General features: G+C 67.2%; 15 protein-coding genes. 3 read left to right on the top strand and 12 right to left on the bottom strand.

The window, feature by feature from the left end:
* Positions 1-1,014: hypothetical protein (locus KF833_20150; GenBank protein ID MBX3747627.1), on the bottom strand; the 1,014-nt coding region annotated here is incomplete at its 3' end.
* Positions 1,015-2,182: 1,168 nt separating this feature from the next.
* Between KF833_20150 and ureG the strand changes: the two genes are divergently transcribed.
* Positions 2,183-3,043 (top strand): urease accessory protein UreG, encoded by an 861-nt coding sequence (gene ureG / locus KF833_20145; GenBank protein MBX3747626.1) that lies wholly within the window; start codon positions 2,183-2,185, stop codon positions 3,041-3,043.
* 16 nt (positions 3,044-3,059) lie between these two features.
* Here the strand turns inward: ureG and KF833_20140 are convergent, their stop codons facing one another.
* From KF833_20140 to KF833_20095, 10 genes are all read right to left on the bottom strand, one after another.
* Positions 3,060-3,755 carry an urease accessory protein UreF gene (locus KF833_20140; protein MBX3747625.1) on the bottom strand — a complete coding sequence of 232 codons (696 nt, stop codon included), beginning with the start codon at positions 3,753-3,755 and terminating at the stop codon, positions 3,060-3,062.
* Between the two features lie 7 nt (positions 3,756-3,762).
* Positions 3,763-5,466: an urease subunit alpha gene (ureC, locus tag KF833_20135; GenBank protein MBX3747624.1), complete on the bottom strand. Its 1,704-nt coding sequence runs from the start codon at positions 5,464-5,466 to the stop codon at positions 3,763-3,765.
* The gene (gene ureA / locus KF833_20130) at positions 5,463-6,224 is read right to left on the bottom strand and encodes an urease subunit gamma (protein ID MBX3747623.1); all 762 of its coding nucleotides are present in this window, start codon (positions 6,222-6,224) and stop codon (positions 5,463-5,465) included. Before ureA ends, ureC begins: the two co-directional genes overlap by 4 nt.
* A 20-nt stretch (positions 6,225-6,244) precedes the next feature.
* On the bottom strand, positions 6,245-7,120 hold the full coding sequence (locus tag KF833_20125) for an urease accessory protein UreD (protein ID MBX3747622.1): 876 nt from the start codon (positions 7,118-7,120) through the stop codon (positions 6,245-6,247).
* Positions 7,117-7,878, bottom strand: a complete 762-nt coding sequence (locus tag KF833_20120) for an ABC transporter ATP-binding protein (GenBank protein ID MBX3747621.1) — start codon at positions 7,876-7,878, stop codon at positions 7,117-7,119. The genes KF833_20125 and KF833_20120 overlap by 4 nt, the downstream gene beginning before the upstream one ends.
* Positions 7,866-8,651, bottom strand: coding sequence for an urea ABC transporter ATP-binding protein UrtD (urtD, locus tag KF833_20115; protein MBX3747620.1), 786 nt, complete (start codon positions 8,649-8,651; stop codon positions 7,866-7,868). The genes KF833_20120 and urtD overlap by 13 nt, the downstream gene beginning before the upstream one ends.
* Positions 8,648-9,811 (bottom strand): urea ABC transporter permease subunit UrtC, encoded by a 1,164-nt coding sequence (urtC, locus tag KF833_20110; GenBank protein MBX3747619.1) that lies wholly within the window; start codon positions 9,809-9,811, stop codon positions 8,648-8,650. Before urtC ends, urtD begins: the two co-directional genes overlap by 4 nt.
* Positions 9,808-11,463, bottom strand: a complete 1,656-nt coding sequence (urtB, locus tag KF833_20105; GenBank protein ID MBX3747618.1) for an urea ABC transporter permease subunit UrtB — start codon at positions 11,461-11,463, stop codon at positions 9,808-9,810. Before urtB ends, urtC begins: the two co-directional genes overlap by 4 nt.
* A 151-nt stretch (positions 11,464-11,614) precedes the next feature.
* Positions 11,615-12,871: an urea ABC transporter substrate-binding protein gene (gene urtA, locus KF833_20100; protein MBX3747617.1), complete on the bottom strand. Its 1,257-nt coding sequence runs from the start codon at positions 12,869-12,871 to the stop codon at positions 11,615-11,617.
* Between the two features lie 66 nt (positions 12,872-12,937).
* Positions 12,938-14,263, bottom strand: coding sequence for an outer membrane beta-barrel protein (locus KF833_20095; protein MBX3747616.1), 1,326 nt, complete (start codon positions 14,261-14,263; stop codon positions 12,938-12,940).
* A 660-nt stretch (positions 14,264-14,923) separates the two neighbouring features.
* Here KF833_20095 and KF833_20090 point away from each other — a divergent pair.
* Both KF833_20090 and KF833_20085 read left to right on the top strand, forming a co-directional pair.
* On the top strand, positions 14,924-16,951 hold the full coding sequence (locus KF833_20090; GenBank protein MBX3747615.1) for a glycoside hydrolase family 127 protein: 2,028 nt from the start codon (positions 14,924-14,926) through the stop codon (positions 16,949-16,951).
* Positions 16,952-17,549: 598 nt separating this feature from the next.
* Positions 17,550-19,769 carry an ATP-dependent RecD-like DNA helicase gene (locus tag KF833_20085; GenBank protein ID MBX3747614.1) on the top strand — a complete coding sequence of 740 codons (2,220 nt, stop codon included), beginning with the start codon at positions 17,550-17,552 and terminating at the stop codon, positions 19,767-19,769.
* Positions 19,770-19,896: 127 nt separating this feature from the next.
* On the opposite strand, the gene KF833_20080 is transcribed toward KF833_20085, so the two are convergent.
* Positions 19,897-20,991, bottom strand: a complete 1,095-nt coding sequence (locus KF833_20080) for a hypothetical protein (protein MBX3747613.1) — start codon at positions 20,989-20,991, stop codon at positions 19,897-19,899.
* Positions 20,992-21,326: the final 335 nt, after the last annotated feature.

The following is a 21,326-nucleotide window of genomic DNA, read 5'->3' as shown; positions in this document are numbered from 1 at the left end:
GCAGCAGGTATTGGGGGCGGCGGTTTCGAGGACCGTCCAGCGGTAGTGCCGGTAGGGGGTGTAGTTCTCGAAGAGGAACGTCTGCGTCTGGAACCGGGCGGTGAAGGCGGGGAGGTCCTCGAGGGTCACGATCTCCTCCCAGTTGCCGCCGCTGTAGGAATCGATGGTCTCATCATGAGAACCCTCGATGCGGATGGTGCGGGGATCGCGTTCGGGGGCGTCGTTGGCGGACTGCATCGAGATCCCGGTCACGAGGGTTCGCCCGATGGACGGGCTCACGGCGAAGCCGGAGGGGGAGAAGCCGTTGACGGCGCCGTCGCGACCGGAATCGAAGTTGAGGTACTTGGTCGGCTGCCCATCGATGGCATTGGCCACGCCTTCGGAGCCGGGGCTGTTGGCGGACGAGGCGAAGATCGGATCGCCGGGCTGGGTGACGTCGGTCGGCAGCGTGGTGCCGAGCAGTTCGACCTCGGCAACCTGCATGCAGCAAGTGTTCGGGGCGGAGGTTTCGAGGACCGTCCAGCGGTAGTGCCGGTAGGGCCGCAGGTTTTCGAAGAAGAGCGTCTGGGTCTGGAACCGGGCCGAGAAGGCGGGGAACTCCAGCGTGGTGATTTCCTCCCAGTTGCCGTCACCGTACCCCTCGATGGACTCGTCGTTGGAGCCCTCGAGGAGGACGATCTTGGGATCGCGTTCGGGGCCGTCGTTGGCCGATTGGATCAGCATCCCGGTCACATGCGTCATGCCGACCGTCGGGGAGACGGCGAAGCCGGAGGGGGAGAAGCCGTTGACGGCGCCGTCGCGACCGGAATCGAAGTTGAGGTACTTGGTCGGCTGCCCGTCGATGGCATTGGCCACGCCTTCGGAGCCCGGGCTGTTGGCCGACGAGGCGAAGATGGGATCGCCGGGTTGGGTGACGTCGGAGAGTGCGAACGCCGCGGACCCGGCGGCCAGCCAGGCAATGGCCAGCCATGCGGTGCGGCGCCCGCGCGAGGCGGACGATTGGTTCAGGATCATGATGTTGTTGCTAACTGAGTCGTTGCTTTTGGGTCCTTCGAACATCGGAGTGAGGCTCGAAGGACCATGATGACAGGCCAAAACAGCACTGCCCAATCGGGTACGGGGAAGAATGTGCCGCGATCGGTTGAGGGTGTGTCAAGGGATTTGCCGCCAGCAGGGTGGCCGCATGAGAAACCACGAAGCCACGAAGGTCACAAAGTCCAAGGTGCATCCAGATCGCCTGTCTGGATTGAACGTTGGTGGATCCGTGCTGCCTGGATAATAATCGGGCTTTCCTTATGGGTGGTTGCGCTGTGGTGAATCCAAGTCTTCTCAGGAAGGCTTGATCCGGGAATTGCCGGACTCGGAGGGACAAGGCGACGCATTACTGGTTTGAGGTATTGGACAGGATGAACAGGATGGAGCGGAGCAACAGACAAGGATCCATCGACTCACCGCGAAATCCGGCAGGCAGGCGGCTCTTCTGCATTCTGTCGATCTGCGACCCCTGGCGGGGTCGTGTGCGAGGTGGGACTTCTTCCCGGGGGTCGAACCCGCGGAGCCGGGTCCGACCCCCGGCTAATCTCTGGAAACCCTCCGGGTTTCCCTGGAGTTTGGCCATTTGACTGGCAAACCGGGGGGGCCCCAAAGGGGCCAAATGAGATAGCCCAGGGCAACGCCCTGGGTACGCGCAATGTGAAATCATCGGCGCCCTGAAGGGGCGCGACCTGCCCAAACCCACCGCGAACGTTCATCGAACAACCCGGAGCAAGTTTGCGGCGAGGTCGCGCCCCTTCAGGGCTTGCCCGAACCTTTACCCGCCACATCCCAGGGCTCGGTCGCCCTGGGCTATCTCATCTGGCCCCTTTGGGGCCTGGACCCGATCGAAGGGGAAGCTGCCGGCCCTCCGGGGCGATTCACAACGTCATGAAGCGTCTGGTCTGAAGTCTTTCGACAGGATGAAGGATGGAGCGGAGCAACAGACAGGGATCCATCGACTCACCGCGAAATCCGGCAGGCAAGCGGCTCTTCTGGATCCTGTTGATCCTGTTCATCCTGTCCAAAAAACCTCGGATCATCCTTGGGGACGATGCCAAAGCCCCTGCCCCCTGGGGCTTGGGGAGGTCGATCCCGGATTGGCAGAACGCGGCAAATCCATCAGCGTGGGGTGTCGGACGACGGCATCATGAGCGCCCCGCACCTGCACCCGCATTCGCACCCGCATTCGCACCCGCATCCGCATCCGCATCCGCATCCGCATCCGCATCCGCATCCGCATCCGCATCCGCATCCGCACCTGCATCCGCATCCGCATCCGCATCCGCCCGGAGTCGGGCACTCCCATGAGGAGGGTCATGGGCACACGCACGAGATCCTGGATCATCCCGGGCATTTCCATGAGCGGGAGCGTCCCCTGGAACGCGACTTCAGCACCCGCGCCTTCACCGTGGGGATTGGCGGGCCGGTTGGCAGCGGCAAGACGGCCCTGGTCCTGCAGCTTTGCCGGAGCCTGCGCGACCGGTTGAGCCTGGCGGTGGTGACCAACGACATTTTCACCCGGGAAGACGGGGAGTTCCTGATCCGGAACGAGGCGCTGTCTGCGGAACGCATTCGCGCCGTCGAGACTGGCGGATGTCCCCATGCGGCCATCCGCGAGGACATCACCGCCAATCTGCTGGCCCTGGAGGAGCTTCACCGCCTGTTCCGGCCGGATGTGCTGCTGATTGAATCCGGCGGCGACAACCTGGCGGCCTGCTTCAGCCGCGAACTGGCGGACTTCACGATCCAGGTGATCGATGTGGCCGGGGGCGACAAGATCCCGCGCAAGGGCGGCCCGGGGATCACCCAGAGCGATTTGCTGGTCATCAACAAGATCGATCTCGCCTCCGCCGTGGGTGCGGATCTTGCCGTCATGGAACGGGACACGCTGGCCATGCGAGGCGCCGGTCCGTGGGTGTTTGCCGCGGTGCGGGAGGGCCGGGGGATCGGGATCATCCGGGACCACGTGGTGCATGCCTGGCAGCATGCGATGGGTGTGCCGCATTGATTCCGGTCGGGTGGGTTCAGCTCTGGAAGAGCCGCGAGTAGAGCCGGTCGTGGGCGGCCTGCCAGATTTCGAGCAGCGGGGCGGTTTGGGCGAGGTCGTCGAGTCCGAAGGGCGCCCCGTCCCGGGCCAGGGATTCCGCGAGGGGCGCCAGGCGACCCTGGATGGATTGGGCCTCGAGGGGGCCGACGATTCCGAGGCGTACGGAGGCCGAGACCAGTCCCCGAAGATGCAGGAAGAGGAACACCCGCACGGTCTGGGCGGCGGACAATCCAAGCCGGTGTGCGATCCAGCCGAAGACGGGTGCCAGGTGGCCCGGTTCGGGGGCCGATCCGATGCCGGGAAGGAACGCGCGGCCGACGGCGGTCCAGAAGGCCCGGCCCTGAAGGCGGCTGGCGCGGTGGGCGACGTGGTTGCTCAGCCAGGTGTCGCAGTGGGCGTCCCACTCGGCGAGGCGGTCAGGTTCCCGGAAGGCGACATTGACGTAGGGCAGTGCGGCGCGGGCGGTCTGGCGCAGGCTGGTTTCGAGGAAGGCCGCCAGTTCGGCGCCTCCGGTGACCGCCCCGAACTGGCGTGCGGCTTCGAGGCCGCCCGAGTGGGCGAATCCGCCGGTGGGCAGTGCGGAATCCACCAACTGCCACAGGAGCCAGTCGGATGCGCCGGCGGCGGGGGGCGCGCCCTGCTCCCCTCGATGCGGACCGGCGCTTCCCTCCATCGCCGGGCTAGAACAGGGAGTAACGCTGGGCCAGCGGCAGGACCGTGGCCGGTTCGCAGACGAGCGGCACGCCGTCGGCGGTCACGGCGTAGGTTTCGGGATCGACGTGGATGCGCGGGGTGGCGTTGTTCCAGCGCATGTCCTTCTTGCCGATTCCGCGGCAGCCGTGGACGGCTTCGATGCGTTTGGAGAGGCCATACTGTGCGGCGACACCCTCGGCGCGGCAGCGTTCGCTGACGAAGGCGATCGAGTGCGGGCCGACGGCCCGGCCATAGGCTCCGAACATCGGGCGCATGAGCACGGGTTGCGGCGTTGGGATGCTGGCGTTCGGGTCCCCCATCTGGGCCCAGGCAATGAAGCCGCCCTTGAGGACGAGTTCGGGTTTGGCTCCGAAGAAGGCCGGGCGCCAGAGGACCAGGTCGGCGAGTTTGCCGACCTCGATCGAGCCGAGGAGATGGCCCATGCCATGGGCGAGGGCGGGATTGAGCGTGTACTTCGCGAGGTACCGTTTGATGCGAAGGTTGTCGTTGGGGCCGGACTCCTCCGGCAGCCGGCCCCGCTGGCGCTTCATTTTGTCGGCGGTCTGCCAGGTGCGGGTGATGACCTCGCCGATCCGGCCCATGGCCTGACTGTCGCTGGAGACGACGCTGATGGCGCCGAGGTCGTGGAGGATGTCCTCGGCCGCGATGGTTTCTCCGCGGATGCGGCTTTCGGCGAAGGCGACATCCTCCGGCAGGTCGGGATCCAGATGATGACACACCATCAGCATGTCGAGGTGTTCATCGAGGGTGTTGACGGTGTACGGGCGGGTCGGGTTGGTGGAACTGGGGAGGACGTTGGGCTCGGAGCAGACGCGGAGGATGTCCGGTGCGTGACCGCCCCCGGCGCCTTCGGAGTGGTAGGTGTGGATGGTGCGCCCGGCGATGGCGGCCAGGGTGGTTTCGACGAAGCCGGACTCGTTGAGGGTATCGGTGTGGATGGTGACCTGGATGTCTTCGTCGTCGGCGACGCGCAGGCAGCAGTCGATGGCGGCGGGTGTGGTGCCCCAGTCCTCGTGGAGCTTGAGGCCGATGGCCCCGGCGAGGATTTGTTCCGGCAATCCCGCGGGCAGCGCGGTGTTGCCTTTGCCGGTGAAGCCGAAGTTGAGGGGCAACGCATCGGTCGCCTGGAGCATGGCGCGGAGGTGGAAGGCGCCCGGGGTGCAGGTGGTCGCGCAGGTCCCGGTGGCGGGGCCGGTGCCGCCGCCGACCATGGTGGTGAGGCCCGACGCCACCGCCTCATACGCCTGCTGGGGGCAGATGAAATGGATGTGGACATCGAGTCCGCCGGCGGTGAGCAGCAGGCCTTCGCCGGCGATGACCTCGGTGGTCACGCCCACGATCATCCCCTTCGTCACCCCGGCCATGACGTCGGGGTTCCCGGCCTTTCCGACTCCGGCGATCCGGCCGTCCTTGATCCCCACATCGGCCTTGAAGATGCCGGTGACATCGAGGATGAGGGCGTTGGTGATGACGCAGTCCAGGGCGTCTTCGGGGGCCACGCCGGTGGCTTGGCCCATGCTTTCACGGATCGTCTTTCCGCCCCCGAACTTGCATTCGTCGCCGTACACCGTGTGGTCGTGTTCCACCTGGAGGATCAGGTCGGTGTCGCCCAGTCGGACGCGGTCCCCGGTGGTGGGGCCGAACATGCTGGCGTAGTGGCGTCGGTTCATGGCTGGGGACGGTGGGCAAAGCCGCGGGCGAGGACGGTTTCCATGGCGGCGCGACGCCCGGCTTCCGAGACCGGGCCCGAGGCGAGTCCGTTGCCGCCCCGGATCACCCGGTCGCCGCCGATGTTCACGAGCGTCACGGTGCGTGTCTCGCCCGGCTCGAAGCGGACGGCGGTGCCGGCGGGGATGTGGAGGCGGCGCCCGTAGGCCTTTTCGCGATCGAACTCGAGGCGGGGGTTGGTTTCGATGAAGTGGTAGTGACTGCCGACCTGGACGGGGCGGTCGCCCAGGTTGGTGACGGGAAGCTCGATGGTGGTGCGGCCCGCATTCAGGTCGAGGTCACCGTCGGCGATTTCGAAGGCGCCGGGTTCGGGTTCATCGGGCATTGCCGGGAACCGTTCCGGATCGGGGACGGGAAGGAAGCTGCCGTAGAGGGCGAGCGCGAGGTCTCCGTGTTCGCGGGAGACCGGATGGTGCACGGTGACGAGCTTGGTGCCGTCGGGGAAGGTGCCTTCGACCTGGACCTCGTGGATCATGGAAGGCACGCCGGGCAGGACCTGACGCCTTCCGAGGAACTGGCGACCGAGATCCATCAACTCGGCCACGCGGCGACCGTCGCGGATGAACTCGAGGAGCTGCGTGGCGATGAGGGCGACCGCTTCCGGATGGTTGAGGCGCACGCCGCGGGCGAGGCGTTTCTGGGCCAGGAACCCGGCGTTGTGGAGGATCAGCTTGTCGAGTTCGCGGGGCGAGAGATGCATGGCGACGGACGGGGTGTGCCTCAGCGCTTTCTGGCCCAGGGATCGTCTCCGAGCAATCCCGGAACGAAATCGAGCTGGCGCCGGCATTCGCGGAACACCTCCCCGGGATCCCGGCCGGCGAAGCGCAGGAGGAGGCCGTCGGAAACCGGGCTGGCGCTGGCGATGAGGGATGCGCTGCGACCGGGAATCGGTCGTGAGGCCCACGCTGCCGCCAGTTGCGCCGCGGCCTCCCGCACGGGCGGGCCGATGAGGAGCATGACGGCCAGGGCATTGCAGTGACCGAGACGATGAGGCAGTCCCAGGGGTCCGTCGGCGGGATCGAGCCGAAGCGAATCGAGGAGCCGGCGACGTCCCTCGACCACGATCTCGTTGTGACTTTGGAGGCGGGTGAAGGCCCAGCGTTCCCCGCGGGCCACCCGTCCGGCCGTCAGTCCATCCAGGAGCACCAGGCCGGCACCGGCCTCGAGGGAGAACACCTGCCGCTGGAGATACACCGAGTCGGCGAAGGCCTGCACCGGGTCCGGCGCGAACACCAGCAGGGAGCCGGGGCCGAGCGTGGCCCGGGTGAGGTGACCGGAAGGTCTGGCCTCGGGGTTGCGATAGACCTTGCCGGACGACTGGGTGCCGACGAAGCAGCGCGTTCCGGCGCCCAACTGGAGGTCGAGGGAGGAGCGGTCACCGGCCACGCATCCGCCGCCGAAGCTGGCGGTGTAGGCCCAGACGCTTGCCCCGCGCGCCACCGGGACGAGCAGCCGCATCGGGCTGCGGCTGTACGCGGAGGTCACGGCGGTCGCACCGTCCACGCATGCGACCTCGAGCCGCGCGGCTCCGGATTCCGCGCCGGTCTGAGAGGGAGACGCGGACAGGAGATCGGCGTCGCGCAGGGGACCGGTCATACGGTGAGATACCGCTTCACGATTGCCTCATCGAGGCTTCCGATCGGTCCCTGGGCCACCACAGCACCGCGGTCCATCACATAGAACCGGTCTCCGACCTCGAGGCAGAAATCGAGATACTGTTCGACCAGCAGGATCCCGAGGCGTCCCTCGGCCCGGAGCCGCCGGATGGCGTCGCCGATCTCGCCGGCGTAGTCGTGACTGCCGGACAGGCCGTGGGTGCGGAGTTTTTTGATCGTGTCCCCGATCTGGTCGATGACATTCGGCTGAATGCCCTCGGTGGGTTCGTCGAGGAGGAGGACGGAAGGGTTGGTGAGGAGGGCCCGGCCGATGGCCAGTTGCTGCTGTTGTCCGCCGCTCAGCACGCCGCCCTTGCGGGACGGCATGTCGCGGAGGACGGGAAACAGGTCGAAGACCCGTTCGAGTTCACCGTTGAGGCGGCGTCCCTGGGCGATGGCGCCGATCCTCAGGTTTTCGTCCACGGTGAGGTTCGGGAAGATGTCGCGTCCCTGGGGCACATAGCCCAGGCCGAGGCGGGCGCGCCGGTCCGGGGAAAGTCCGGTCAGGGTGGCGTCACCGAGGCGGACCGAGCCGGATTCGGGTCGGACATGGCCGACGACGGCCTTGAGGGTGGTGGTTTTGCCGACGCCGTTGCGGCCCATGAGGCAGACCACCTCGCCGCGACCCACGGTGAGACTCACCCCGCGGAGGATGCGGGAGCCGTCGTAGGCGACGGTGATGTCGTTCAGGTTGAGCATCCGGGGACAGGCTGGGATTTCTTCTTGCGGCCGAGATAGACCTCGATGACGCGTTCGTCGTTCTGCACCTCATCGACGGTGCCTTCGCAGAGGACGCTGCCCTGGTGGAGGACGGTGACCTTGCGGGCGATCTGGCGGACGAAGGCCATGTCATGTTCGATGACGACGATGGTGTGTTGTCCGGCGAGGCTGAGGAGGAGTTCGCCGGTGCGGGCGGTTTCCTCGTCGGTCATTCCGGCGGCGGGTTCATCGACGAGGAGCACCTTGGGATTCTGGGCGAGGAGCATGCCGATTTCGAGCCACTGTTTCTGGCCGTGGGAGAGTGTTCCGGCGGCGCGGTTGGCGTGGGCGGACAGGCCGACGATCTCGAGGACCTCGGCGATGCGTTCGCGCTGGGTCCGGGTGATGCGGGCGAAGAGGGAATGCCAGACGCCGCGGGGCCCCTCGAGGGACAACCAGATGTTTTCGAAGACCGTGTGAGATCCATAGACCGACGGGGTCTGGAACTTCCGGCCGATGCCGAGCCGGTTGATCTGATACTCATTGAGGCGGGTGAGATCGATCGAGCCGGCGAACTCGATACTGCCCCGGTCGGGGCGGGTGCGTCCGGTGATGAGATCGAGCATGGTGCTCTTCCCGGCGCCGTTGGGGCCGATGATGACCCGGAGTTCACCGTCCTCGAGGTAGAGACTGAGCTGGGTGATGGCCTTGAAGCCGTCGAAGGCCTTGTCCACGCCCTCGAGGGCGAGGCGGAACGGCTTGGGGGTGATCACGGCCGGTCCTCCGGGGCTGGGGAGCCTGGCTCCGGCTGTTTCGCGGCGCGGCGCCGGCGGAGGGCATCGCGAATCTGGGCGGGGAGGCCGATGAGGCCGCCCGGGAGGAAGAGGGTGACCCCGATGAACAGGGCGCCGAGGACATAGAGCCATTGTTCGGCGAAGGCGCGGGTGGCGTAGCTTTTGAGGGCATTGACGGTCACGGCGCCGAGGATGGGTCCGAAGAGATTGCCGCGACCGCCGACGGCGCACCAGACCACGGCCTCGAGGGACTTGTCGGGTGCCATCTCGCTGGGATTGATGATGCCGGCCTGGGGGACGAAGAGGGCCCCGCCGAGGCCGCAGATCATGGCGGACAGCACGAAGACGAAGAGTTTGAAATTGGCCGTCGCGTACCCGGAGAAGAGGACGCGGTTTTCGCTGTCACGGATGGCCCGCTGGATGAGGCCGAAGCGGGTGGAGGTGAGCCAGCGGCAGAGGAGATACACGCCGAGCAGGAGGACGCCGGAGGCGATGTAGAGGGCACGCTTGGTGGCGGGGGAATTGATGTCGGCTCCCAGGATGAACTTGAAGTCTGTCAGGCCGTTGTTGCCTCCGAAGGTGAAGTCATTCCGGAAGAACATGAGGGTGGCCGCGTAGGTGAGGGCCTGGCTGAGGATGGAGAAGTACACGCCCTTGATGCGGGAGCGGAAGGCGAGCCAGCCGAAGACGAAGGCCACCAGGCCGGGGACCCAGAGCACCGCGGCGGCGGCGAACCAGAAGCTCCGGAACGGCACCCAGTGGGGCGGCAATCCGCCGGTGTCCGGGTAGCGTTTGGGGAACTCGAGAAAGACCATGAAATCCGGGATGTCGGCGCGGTATTGTCCGAGGTTGCCGATCATGAGCATGAGGTGCATGCCCAGGGCGTATCCGCCGAGGGAGAAGAAGAGTGCCTGGCCGAGGCTGAGGAGGCCGGTATAGCCCCAGAGCAGGTTGACCCCGACGGCCAGCACGGCGTAGCACAGGTATTTCCCGTACACGGTGATGGTGAAATTGCTGACATGCAGCGGATGGCCGGGTTCGAGAAAGGCGTTGAGACACGGCAGCACCACGAGGCCGAGCAGGGCCAGGGCGGCCACCACGCACGCCTCGAGACGGGAAATGGGTCGGGTTGAACTCATCCTTCGAGATTGCGGCTGCGGATGGCGACCAGGCCGGAGGGGCGCCATTGCAGGAAGAGAATGATGGCGGTGAGCACGGTGATCTTGCCCATGACCGCCCCCATCCAGGGTTGGAGAATCTGGTCGGCGAATCCGATTCCCAGGGCGGCGAACACGGTGCCCACCAGGCTGCCGATCCCGCCGAGGACCACCACCATGAAGCAGTCCACGATGTGACTCTGGCCGAGGCTCGGGCCGACATTGCCGAGCTGGGACAGGCAGGCGCCCGCCATTCCGGCGAGGCCGGAGCCGAAGGCGAAGGTGAGCATGTTCACCCGTTCGGTGCGGACGCCGAGGGCGGAGGCCATGGGCCGGTTCTGCATCACCGCCCGGATCTGAAGTCCGAGGGAGGTGCGGGTGAGCAGGAGGTAGGTGCCGAGCACGATGGAGAGCGCGAAGGCGATGACGAACATCCGGTTGTAGGCCAGGAGGACGTCCCGGATCACCAGGCTGCCGCTGAGCCAGCTTGGGGAACTCACCTGAACGTTGGCCGCGCCGAACACATGCCGGAACAGTTGCTGGAGGAGGAGACTGACTCCCCAGGTTGCCAGCAGGGACTCGAGGGGGCGGCGGTAGAGAAAGCGGATCACGCCACGTTCCAGCGCCAGTCCCACCAGTCCGGCGGTCAGGAACGAGAAGGGAATGGCGGCGAGGAAGTAGAGGTCGAAGCCCGTCCCCGAGGTGCCGAACCAGCCCGCGAAGACGGTCTGCATCACATAGGCCGAGTAGGCCCCCACCATCATCACCTCCCCGTGGGCCATGTTGATGACGCCCATCAGGCCGAAGGTGATGGCCAGGCCAAGGGCGGCGATCAGCAGGACGGCGCCGAGGCTCAGGCCGCGGAAGGCGGTTCCGAAGAAGCTGCCCCAGGCCATGTGATTCTCGATGGCGGCGATGCTGCGGCGCAGCGCCCGGCGGAGTTCCGGGTCGCCGGAGTCCGGATCGGTCTCGAGTTGGTTGCTCAGGTCACGAAGCAGGCCGAGTGCGCCGATCGATCTGAGCAGGCCGAGTTCCCGGACGGCCTCGAGCCGCTCCTGGGAATCGTCGCCCGCCATGCGCGTCACCGCCTGGGCCTCGCGCAAGGCCCTTCGGACCATGGCCGACTCCTCGATCTCGAGACGCGCCTCGAACCGCGGGAGATATTCGGGGTTCCGTTCGAGCCCGAGGGTCCGGATGGCGTCCGCCCGGGCGCGGGCCGTGCCGGACGACATGGTGGCCAGGTCGAGGATCGTCTTGACCAGCCGGCGCACGTCGTTGTCGGAGTCCACGGGAAACAGTTCGAACGACTCGAACCAGCGCGGGTTGCCGTCCTCATCGAGGAGGAAGGCGCCGTCGGCCACGCGGATTCCGCGGGAGCGGCCCTCCTCGTCCTCCTGCGGGTCGAGGAGGAAGGGGACCGGGGGCTCGGCGGAATCATCCAGGTAAAGGGAGCCGCCGCGCCATGCGGTCAGCACGGGAACCAGCATGGGATCCTCGGCGTCGGCGAGTTCCCGGAGCCGTTCGGCGCGTTCGTCGGGATCGTCGCCGAGGATCGCCTCGACCAGGGTGGCCCGGGAGGCCGGCACCGGCGCGGGGCTGGCGGGGAGGGCTCCCGAGACAGCGGGAGCGGTCATCACCAGGAGCAGCGCCCACCATGCGGGAAGGAATCGGGCCACCATGCGGTCAGAGTTCGGAAATGGAATGGGAACCGGTCGTCATCAGGAGGCGGGCCCCGAGCACTGGGCCCGCCTCCCTTTCTGTCCCTCGTCCGGGCGGAGCGGCGCGTCAACGCGCGGCCATCGCGCCCAGGAATTTCTCGCTGAAGGGTTCGGCGGCGACGCCGGGGATGGTCTTGATGATCTTGAACTGCCCCGAGGCCAGGGTTTCGCCGATGTACACGTTGTTCACCAGGTGATGATTGGCCTGCATGGTGACCTGGCCGGCGGGGCCCAGGAAGGTCTGTCCGATCATGGCTTCGCGGACCCTGTCCACATCGAAGGTTCCGGCCTTCTCGACGGCCTGTTTCCAGAGGTGGACACCGATGCGCGAGAGGTTCATGGGGCTGCAGGTCACGCGCCGGCGCGAGTCGATGCCGGTTACGCGGTAATTCACCCCGGTGATGGTCGGCCGCCGGAGCCATGCGGTGAAGTCACGGACGAACCGGGTGTTTTCGGGCGTGCGGATGGACATGAAATAGGTCCAGCAGCCGAGATGGCCGGCGAGGTCCTTGGCGGGCAGCCCGCGGAACTCATCCTCGGAGATGGAGAACGACACCACGGGGCAGTTGACGGCGGTGAGGCCGGCGTTGGCGAACTCCTTGAAGAACGGGACATTGGTGTCGCCGTTGAGGGTGCTGATGACGCAGGCCCCGCCGCCGGCGGCGAACCGTTTGATCTCGGCGACGATGGTCTGGTAGTCGGTGTGACCGAACGGGGTGTAGATCTCGTGGATATCCGAATCGGGGATTCCCTTCAGGCGGAGATAATCCTTGAGGATCTTGTTGGTGGTCCGGGGATAGACATAATCCGAGCCGAGGAGATAGAATTTCCTCTTGCCCTCGCCGAGCATGTAATCCACGGCGGGGATGGCCTGCTGATTCACCGCCTCGGCGGTGTAGAAGATATTACGGGACAGCTCCTCGCCCTCGTACTGGACGGGATAGAAGAGGAGGCCGTTGAGCTGCTCGAACACCGGCAGCACGGCTTTTCGGCTCACCGACGTCCAGCAGCCGAAGACCACGGCGACCTTGTCCTGTTCGAGGAGCTGCCGGGCTTTTTCGGCGAACAGGGGCCAGTTGGAGGCGGGATCGATCACCACCGGCTCGATCATGTACGACTGGCCGCCGGCCTTCACGCCGCCGGCCTTGTTGATCTCGTCGAAGGTGAACAGGAGGACGTCCTTGAGGGACGTCTCGCTGATGGCCATGGTGCCGCTGAGGGAGTGCAGCACCCCGACCTTCACGGTGGCGGCGGCAGCCTGGGCGGTGGTCGCCAGAACGGTCAGTCCCAGCGCGCAGAGGATTCGTTGGAGGGTGAGCTTCATGATGGATACGTGAGTGTAAGGATATTCGTTTCGAGTGAGGTTGTGAGGTTTGGTAGGGAACTGGGTTCAGAAGAGGTAACTCACCCCCGCCCCGAAGATGAAGCGGTCCCGGTGCCCGTCGAAGCCGCCCGCGTACGAGGTGTGGTCGTACCGGATTTCGGGCTGGATCCGGACATTCGGCGCCGGGCTGAAATTGAGGGTGAGAGTCAGGCTGGAGAGGCTGCCGTCGGGGTCGGCCGAGAGGATGGCGCTGCCCGGGCGGCCGGGGAGGGTGATGCCCTTGAGGCCGCCGCCGTCCGGATCGTCGAGGTACTCACCGCGGAGGGCGATGCCGAACTTCGGATTGAACTCGTACCAGATCCAGGCGCCGACCGACCACAGGTCGGCGGAGGGACCGGAGACCGGGTCGAAGTTGAAGTAGTCGAACTCGAAGCCCGTGTTGAGGCGTTCCCCGAACTTGCGGCCGGCCAGAACCGAGCCGCCGGCGACGGAGGTCGAGGCGTTCTCACGTCCGCCGAACCCGATCAGATTGATCCAGGTTTTGTCGTCGGGTTTGAGGCCGATGCTGCCCATCACGGTCTTGGCGTCATTGTTGTCCACGGCGCCGGCGTACATGCCGTTCTGGACGCGGACCTTCATGTCGAGCCAGTCGGTGAAGGTGTATCCCAGTTGCACGCCGGCGGCCGGGCCATTGCCGGTGAAGAACCACTGGTACCCCTGGGAGAAGTTGGGATTGACCGCGCCGCCGTCGCCGGATTCGAAGTTCAGCAGGGAGATGAGCTGGCCGGCCCGGATGTTGAGGCCGGTGCCGATGGGGGCATTGAGTTCGATGTAGGCTTCGCGGAGATCCTCGAGGCCCTGTCGTTCGCCGCCGGTGTTGAGCACCGGAGCGTCCTCGCCCCAGATCATCGACACCCGGAATCCGGCGTCCCATGTGTCCCCGCTGCGCTCGACCGGCTTGCTGGCCAGCGTGAGCTTCACCTTGTTGATCGAGAAGGAATTGTGGGTGGTGTTCCAGAGGTAGCCGTCCGACGCGCCCTTGATCGGGTTGCCGTCGATGTCCTGATCGACCGGTTCGTTCGAGTTGTAGAAGTAGGACGCCTGCACCATGCCGGAGAGGGAGATCTCGGAGAGTGAGGACACGATCCTTGGGGCTGGCTGCCCGCTGGGAAGGATGCCGGCCCGTTGCGCGACATTCTCCAGGGATTGGAGGCGGTCCCGAAGTTCCCGGTTCTCGCGCTCAATCCGGTCGATGCGCGTCGGGTCCGCCCCCAACGCCGCCTCCGGAGCGAGTGCCGCACCGGCAATCAGTGCGCCGCCTCCCACGCGCAAACCGCAATGGGTCATCCGGCGCCAGGCGCCGGTCCCGCGAATGACTGTCTTGGATTTCATGAGTTTGGTTGATTGAGCGGCTCCGGGAACGTGCGGGAGAAGTGTTCCAAGAGCGGAGTTGCCCAGGAGATTGCCCGTTGATGAGGAAAGTCCACGTTTCCGATCGCAGCCCGTTCGATCCATTAGCAACGGTCATGCCATGGGCCGCTCCCTCCCCTCCATGAATCCAATGGAACTTCGTCATCGCTGCCATGAATTCTGTTCACACCATGGCCACCGCGTGCGGCTGCTTTGGCGCTGCGATTCCGGGACTCCTGAGAAGTCGCCTTGGCATCGCCTTCAGCGAGACCTGTTTGCGGAGGCTGGAGTCCAATCGCCGGCTCAAGGGTTCTGAGGGGCCGTGCGGAAGATGGTTCACCGTGGGCAATTCAAACCAGGGGCCAAGGCTCAAGCCTGCACATCCTTGGGCGTCATCGACGGATGCATCCCGGAGTTGAGGGTGAGGAGGCAGCGAATCGGAGGGACGAGCTCCGCGAGTCCTCAACCCAACGCTCCACACCGTTGCGGCCTCGTGGAACTCGGCCCTCCGAAGCGATGCCTGGCGAAGGTCGCAGCTCTCCCCACAACTTCGGGATGCAGGGTCCGGGTGCTCCCCGAAGGCTTGCACGGGACGATGGCCCGCGGGAAAAGGGGGGCGTTCCCCCAAGTTCCATGACGCCCATGAACCCCATCGAACTGCCGCGACGCACCTTCCTGGCCCGACTCTCCGCGGGGACCGCCACCCTGGCTGCGGTTCCTGTCGCACGCCCGGCCGACGGGACGGGAACGACATCATCCCGTGGGCGGCGCCGGGCCCTTTCGGATGGACTGATTGAACCGGCGTGGCGTCCGTTGCCGCTGGGATCGATTCGTCCGTCCGGCTGGCTGGAGCGGCAACTGCGGATTCAGGCGGACGGATTGACGGGGCATCTGGACACCTTCTGGCCGGATGTGGCGCAGAGCCAGTGGTTCGGCGGGCAGGCGGAGGGGTGGGAACGGGCGCCGTACTGGATGGACGGGGCGATTCCGCTGGCCTGGCTGCTGGGCCACGAGGCGTTGCAGACGCGCCTGCGGGGGTATGTGGACCACATTGTGGCGCGCCAGCGTCCGGACGGATGGTTCGCGCCCTATCCGGCCGATGCGGCGGCCCGGCCTTACGATCTGTGGGCCATACTCCTGGCGGACAAGGTGCTGGTGCAATACCACGAGGCCACGGGCGACGACTGGGTGCTGAAGGCGGTCATCCGGAATCTTCGGGCGGTCCGGGAGGCGCTGGAGCGGAGGCCGCTGTTCGACTGGGGCCGATTCCGATGGTTCGAGGGATTGATCCCGGTTTTCCACGCCTGGGAACGGACGGGGGAGACCTGGCTGCTGGAGCTGGCGGGCACGTTGCGGCGCCAGGGGTTCGACTATCGGGCGTTCTACGAGGGGGCGGACGTGACGGCGCCGACGCCGCGGCGCGGGTTGTGGACGTTCGAGAAGCACGTGGTGAACACCGCGATGGCGCTGAAGGCGTACGCGCTGGCGTGGCGTCTGTCCGGCGATCCGGAGGACCGGTCGTTTCCGGCGCGCATGCTGGCGCTGCTCGACCGGCATCATGGTCAGGCGAACGGGATGTTCACGGGTGACGAATGCCTGGCGGGGCGGAGCCCGACGCAGGGGACGGAGCTGTGTGCCGTCGTGGAGGCCCTGTACTCACTCGAGTGGGTGGCATCGGTGACGGGCGACCCGGCGATCGGAGACCGGTTGGAACGAATGGCCTTCAACGCGCTGCCGGCGGCCTTCGCGCCCGACATGTGGTCGCACCAGTACGACCAGCAGGCGAACCAGGTCCAGTGCACGGTCAATCCCGACCACATGTGGACCACCAATGGCGACGACTCGAACATCTTCGGCCTGGAGCCCCACTACGGCTGCTGCACGGCCAACATGCACCAGGGCTGGCCGAAGTTCGCGGCGCACCTGTGGATGAGGACCCCGGAAGGCGGCCTGGCGGCGGTGGCCTACGCACCCGGCGAGGTGCGCCTGGAGGTGGGCGGCACGCCGGTGCGGGTGACGGTGGACACGGAGTATCCGTTCCGGGAGACACTGCGCCTGAGCGTGAGGACGGAGGGCGCGGTGCGCTTTCCGTTGCTGTTGCGGGTGCCCGGCTGGACGCGTGGGGCGACGGTGCGGGTGGCGGGCGGGTCGGAGCGCGGGCTGGATCCCGGGACCTACCATCGCCTCGCGCGAACCTGGCGTGGCACCACCGCCATCGAGTTGCGCTTTCCCATGTCCGCCCAGGTGACCCGGCGCTACCACGGGGCGATGTCGGTGGAGCGCGGCCCGCTGGTCTATGCGTTGCGGATGGGGGAGACGTGGACGCGGATTCACGAGGGCATGCCGCACCGGGAACTGCCCCATGCCGACTTCGAGGTGCGCCCGTCCACACCCTGGAACTACGGGTTGGTCCTGGACGAAGCGCGCCCGGAGGAAAGTCTGCGGTTCGAGGAACGACCCGTGGGGGAACGCCCGTTTTCACCGGATGGCGCCGGCATGGTGGCCCGGGCCCGGGCCCGACGCCTGCCGCGATGGAGCCTGCGTCACGGGTGGGCGGAGGAGGTGCCGCTGGGCGGGGTCGCCTCGAGCGAGCCGGTCGAGGAAGTCGAACTCATTCCCTACGGATGCACGAATCTCCGGGTGACGGAGTTTCCGGGGCTGCCTGGCTGAGGGAAAGTTCGCGTCGTGACGTCCGCGCCTCCAGGGGATGGAGGGGGTGCGATAGATGGAGGACTCGCGGAGCTCGTCCCTCCGAAGGGGTGAAGTGGGGGGGGTGAAGTCGGAGGGACGGTTGGGCGTACACGCTTCAGCGTGAGCCTCCCAGATCCGTCCCGACACGCTGAAGCGTGCACACCCAACAGAGTCCGACCCAGGCTTTGGCCCCCACGTCCCCACCCCGCCAGCGAACCCCAGTCTTTCGCAGCAGGACTCGTACTCGTACTCGTAATCGTAATCGTAATCGTAATCGTAATCGTAATCGCCCTGCCCGGTTCGCAGGCGCGATGGGAGGTCCGAAGACGATCGAACCGATCGGGCCAGCGATGAGGCGACGCTGAAGCGGTGTGCCTGCGAGTCGAGGACCGAGTACGAGTACGAGTACCGCCCTCCGGGCTGAGTACGAGTAGCGGGGAGGGGGAAAGGGTGGGGAGCGATGGATTGCCGACTCGCGGAGCTCGTCCCTCCGAAGGGTGAAGCAGGGGGGGATTGAGGGCGGTGGTGACGGCGGGGGGGAGGGGTGGCTAGGATCGGGGCGGAGGCCGTGGGGAACTTGCATCGAACCGGGAAACAGGGGGCGGCGGCGGCACGGTCCGGGGCGGAGACGCTGTCGGGCCTGGTCGAGCGGGTGACGTTTCACCAGGAGGACACGGGGTTTGCGGTGGTGAAGGTGCAGGCGCGGGGGCACCGGGATTTGGTGACGGTGGTGGGGACGGTGGCGGCGGTGAATCCGGGGGAATGGCTGCACGCGGAAGGGGGGTGGATTCAGGACCGGCACTACGGACGCCAGTTCCGGGCGGAGCGGATGCAGTGCACGGCGCCGACGACGCGGGAGGGGATCGAGCGGTTTCTGGGGAGCGGCCTGGTCAAGGGGGTGGGGCCGGTGTGCGCGAAGAAGCTGGTGGGCCGGTTTGGGGAGGGGGTGCTGAAGGTCATCGAGGAGAATTCGGCGCGGCTCGAGGAGGTGGATGGGATCGGGCCGAAGCGGCGGCGGACCATCCGGGAGGCGTGGGGCCAGCAGAAGGCGATCCGGGAGATCATGGTGTTCCTGCACGCGCATGGGGTGAGCACGGCGCGGGCGGTGCGGATCCACCGGACCTACGGGGACGCGGCGATCGAGACGGTGCGGTCCGATCCGTATCGGCTGGCGCGGGACATTCCGGGGATCGGGTTCAGGACGGCGGACGGGATCGCGGAGCGGCTGGGGATACCGCGGGATTCGCTGGCGCGGGCGGAGGCGGGATTGGATCACACGCTGGGGGAGGCGACGTCGCAGGGGCACTGCGCGTTGCCGCGGGGGCGGCTGGTTGAAGGGGCGATGGCTCTGCTGGGGGTGGAGGAGGGTCTGGTGACGGCGGCGCTGGAAGGGGCGGTGGAGCGAAAGGCTTTGGTGGAGGAGACGGTGGGTGACGAGGAGCTGGTGTACCTGCCGGCGTTGCTGCGGGCGGAACGGGGGGTGGCGGCGCGGGTGCTTCGACTGGCGTCGGGAACGGCTCCTTTTCCGCCGATCGACCGGGACAAGGCGATCGGGTGGTACGAGGAACGGACCGGTGAGGTGCTGGCGCCCAGCCAGCGGGAGGCCTTGGGGCGGGCGTTGGGATCGCGGGTGCTGGTGTTGACGGGCGGGCCGGGGGTGGGGAAGACGACGTTGGTGCGGGCGATTCTGGGGATTCTGGGGGCGAAGAAGGTGCGATGTCTGCTGGCGGCGCCAACGGGGCGGGCGGCGCAACGGATGTCGGAGGCGTCGGGTCTGCCGGCGCGGACGCTGCATCGTCTGCTGGAGGCACAGCCGGGCGGGGGCGGGTTTGGGAGGAACGAGTCGAATCCGTTGGAGACGGACCTGCTGGTGGTGGACGAGTGTTCGATGGTGGATGTGATCCTGATGCACCACACGCTGCGGGCGCTGCCGCCGGACGCAGCGCTGCTGCTGGTCGGGGACGTGGATCAATTGCCGTCGGTGGGGCCGGGGAGCGTGCTGCGGGACCTGATCGAGAGCGGGGTGGTGCCGGTGGCGCGGCTGACCGAGGTGTTCCGGCAGGCGGCGGGGAGCCGGATTGTGACGACGGCGCACCGGTTCCGGCAGGGGCTGCCGCCGGAGGCGGTGCCGGCGGGGATGGAATCGGATTTTCACTTCATCGAGCGGGAGGAGAGCGACCGGATTGCGGAGACCCTGTTGAGGATGGTGCGCGAGCGGATTCCGGGACGGTTCGGGTTGGATCCGATCCGGGACATCCAGGTGTTGTGTCCGATGCACCGGGGTTCGCTGGGGGTGCGGGAGCTGAACGGCCGGTTGCAGGAGGCGCTGAATCCGGCGCGGGACGGGGAGCCCGCGGTCGAGAAGTTCGGGTGGCGTTACCGGCCGCGGGACAAGGTTCTGCAGACGGAGAACAACTACGACAAGGAGGTGTTCAACGGCGACATCGGGCAGATCGAACGGGTCGATGCGGAGGAGCGGGAGGTGACGGTGCGGTTTGACGGGCGCGAGGTGCGGTACGATTTCGGGGAGCTGGACGAGCTGGAACTGGCGTACGCGATCACGATTCACAAGGCGCAGGGATCGGAGTTTCCGGCGGTGGTGATTCCCGTGGCCATGCAGCAGTACGTGCTGCTGCGTCGCAACCTGGTGTACACGGCGGTGACGCGGGGGCGGCGGCTGGTGGTGGTGATCGGGCAGAAGCAGGCGCTGGCGCGGGCGCTGGCCCAGGACCGGGTCGAGGCGCGGCATTCGGGATTGCTGGCGCGATTGCGGGGGGCGGGATCGTTGGGTGGCTGAGCGGGGCGAGGCTGGAGGGGTTTGTTGCGTTGGCTGGGCGGCCTCGTGGAACTCGGCCCTCCGAAGGCATCGTGCGCCTGGAACGTTCGGAGGGACGAGCGGGGCGAGGCTGGAGGGGGATCGGGGATCAGGCGGAGGTCACGGTGGGGAGGGGGGTGACATCGTGGCCCGGGGCGCGGGCGCCGGGGACGTCGATGAGGCAGTCGAACTCGAGGCGTTTGCAGAGGGTGCGGGCGCCGAGGCGGCAGGCTTCCTCGAAGGGAAGCGGGCGGGAGAGTCCGGTGGCCTCGATGGCGACGATGCGGCCCTGGTCGAGTTGACGAACGATGGCGCGGTGGTAGGCGCGGTCGTACACCCAGGGGGGCGGGATGCGTTGGGAGGCCTGGGGAGTCTGGCGGTTGTCGAGGGACTGGCTGGGAGGAGGGGCGAGTTCGGAGTCCTGAATGGGGATGAGGCGTTCCCCGTGGGGCCGGTTTTCGCGGCAGTAGCCGACGTAGGCATGGCCGGGGCCGAGCACGAGGAAGGGGTGGATGTCCACGTATTCGAGGCAGGCGGCGAGGAGGAGGGACAGGTCGATGCAGGTGCCGGCGCGTTCGCGAAGGATGGCGGACGGGGTGCGGAGGCGTTGGGAGCTGCGGGAGAAGCTGGGGGGCGGGTTGATGTAGCCGGGCTGCCATTCCTGGACGATGGCCGCCCAGATGGCGCGGACCTGGAGATCCACGGCGGTGGTGCGGCCGCTCTGGTAGCCGTCGAAGCCGGCGGAAAAATCGTCGGTCAGGGCGCCGAGGCAGCGACGGGCCAGGCGGACGAGTTCGATGGCGGCGGGATCGCGCGGCATGACGAACGAGGGGAGGAAGACGTGGCACACGCCGTCGTCGCGCCATTCGTCGATGGCGAGGAGGGTTACCGCGTGGGACTGGCGATGCACGAGGCAGCCGAGGTGGCGGACGCTGGTTTCGACGGTGGTGCGGAGGCTTTCGCGGAGGGTGCGTGCGAGGGTGGAGGTCAGGGGGACGCGGATATGGGCGCTGATGTCTTTCGAGGGGGTGTCGAGGCGTTCGAGCTGGCGCCAGGTGCAGACTTCGTCGCCGGCGAAGAGGGTGACCTCGACCTCGACGGCGGTATCGGGAGGGAGGAGGGGGCTGCGACGCAGGGCGAAGGTGGAGAAGAGGCGGATGGGGGCGACTCCGCCGCCCGGGCTGGCTGCCGAGGCGGGGTCCATGCCGGAGGCATCGAGGCCTTCGAGGAGGGAGGTGCCGCGCTGGTTGTGGAGGACGGAGTAATTGAGGGCAGGGGCGGCGACGGCGGTGACGGTGATGCCCGTGGTGAGGAGGGACGGGAAGGGGAGGGTCCCGGGAGCGGTCTGGGCGGGCGCCGGAATGGGGATCGGCGGCGGCGGGGGAACAGGCGGCGGGGCTGAGGTGGGGGGAATCTGGACGAAGAAGGCAGAGGCGACGGGGGCGACGGAGGCGGCGGGGGCGGCGGGGGCGGATTGGGGGGGGGCGGAGGTGGCGCCGGCGCGACGGGGTGTAGCGACCGGCCGCGGGGCGTGGCCGA

This window comes from Verrucomicrobiia bacterium, from assembly GCA_019634625.1.
Lineage (GTDB): Bacteria > Verrucomicrobiota > Verrucomicrobiia > Limisphaerales > CAIMTB01 > CAIMTB01.
The sequence above is the reverse complement of the archived record's forward strand: the minus strand, read 5'-3'. Positions and strand labels throughout refer to the sequence as shown.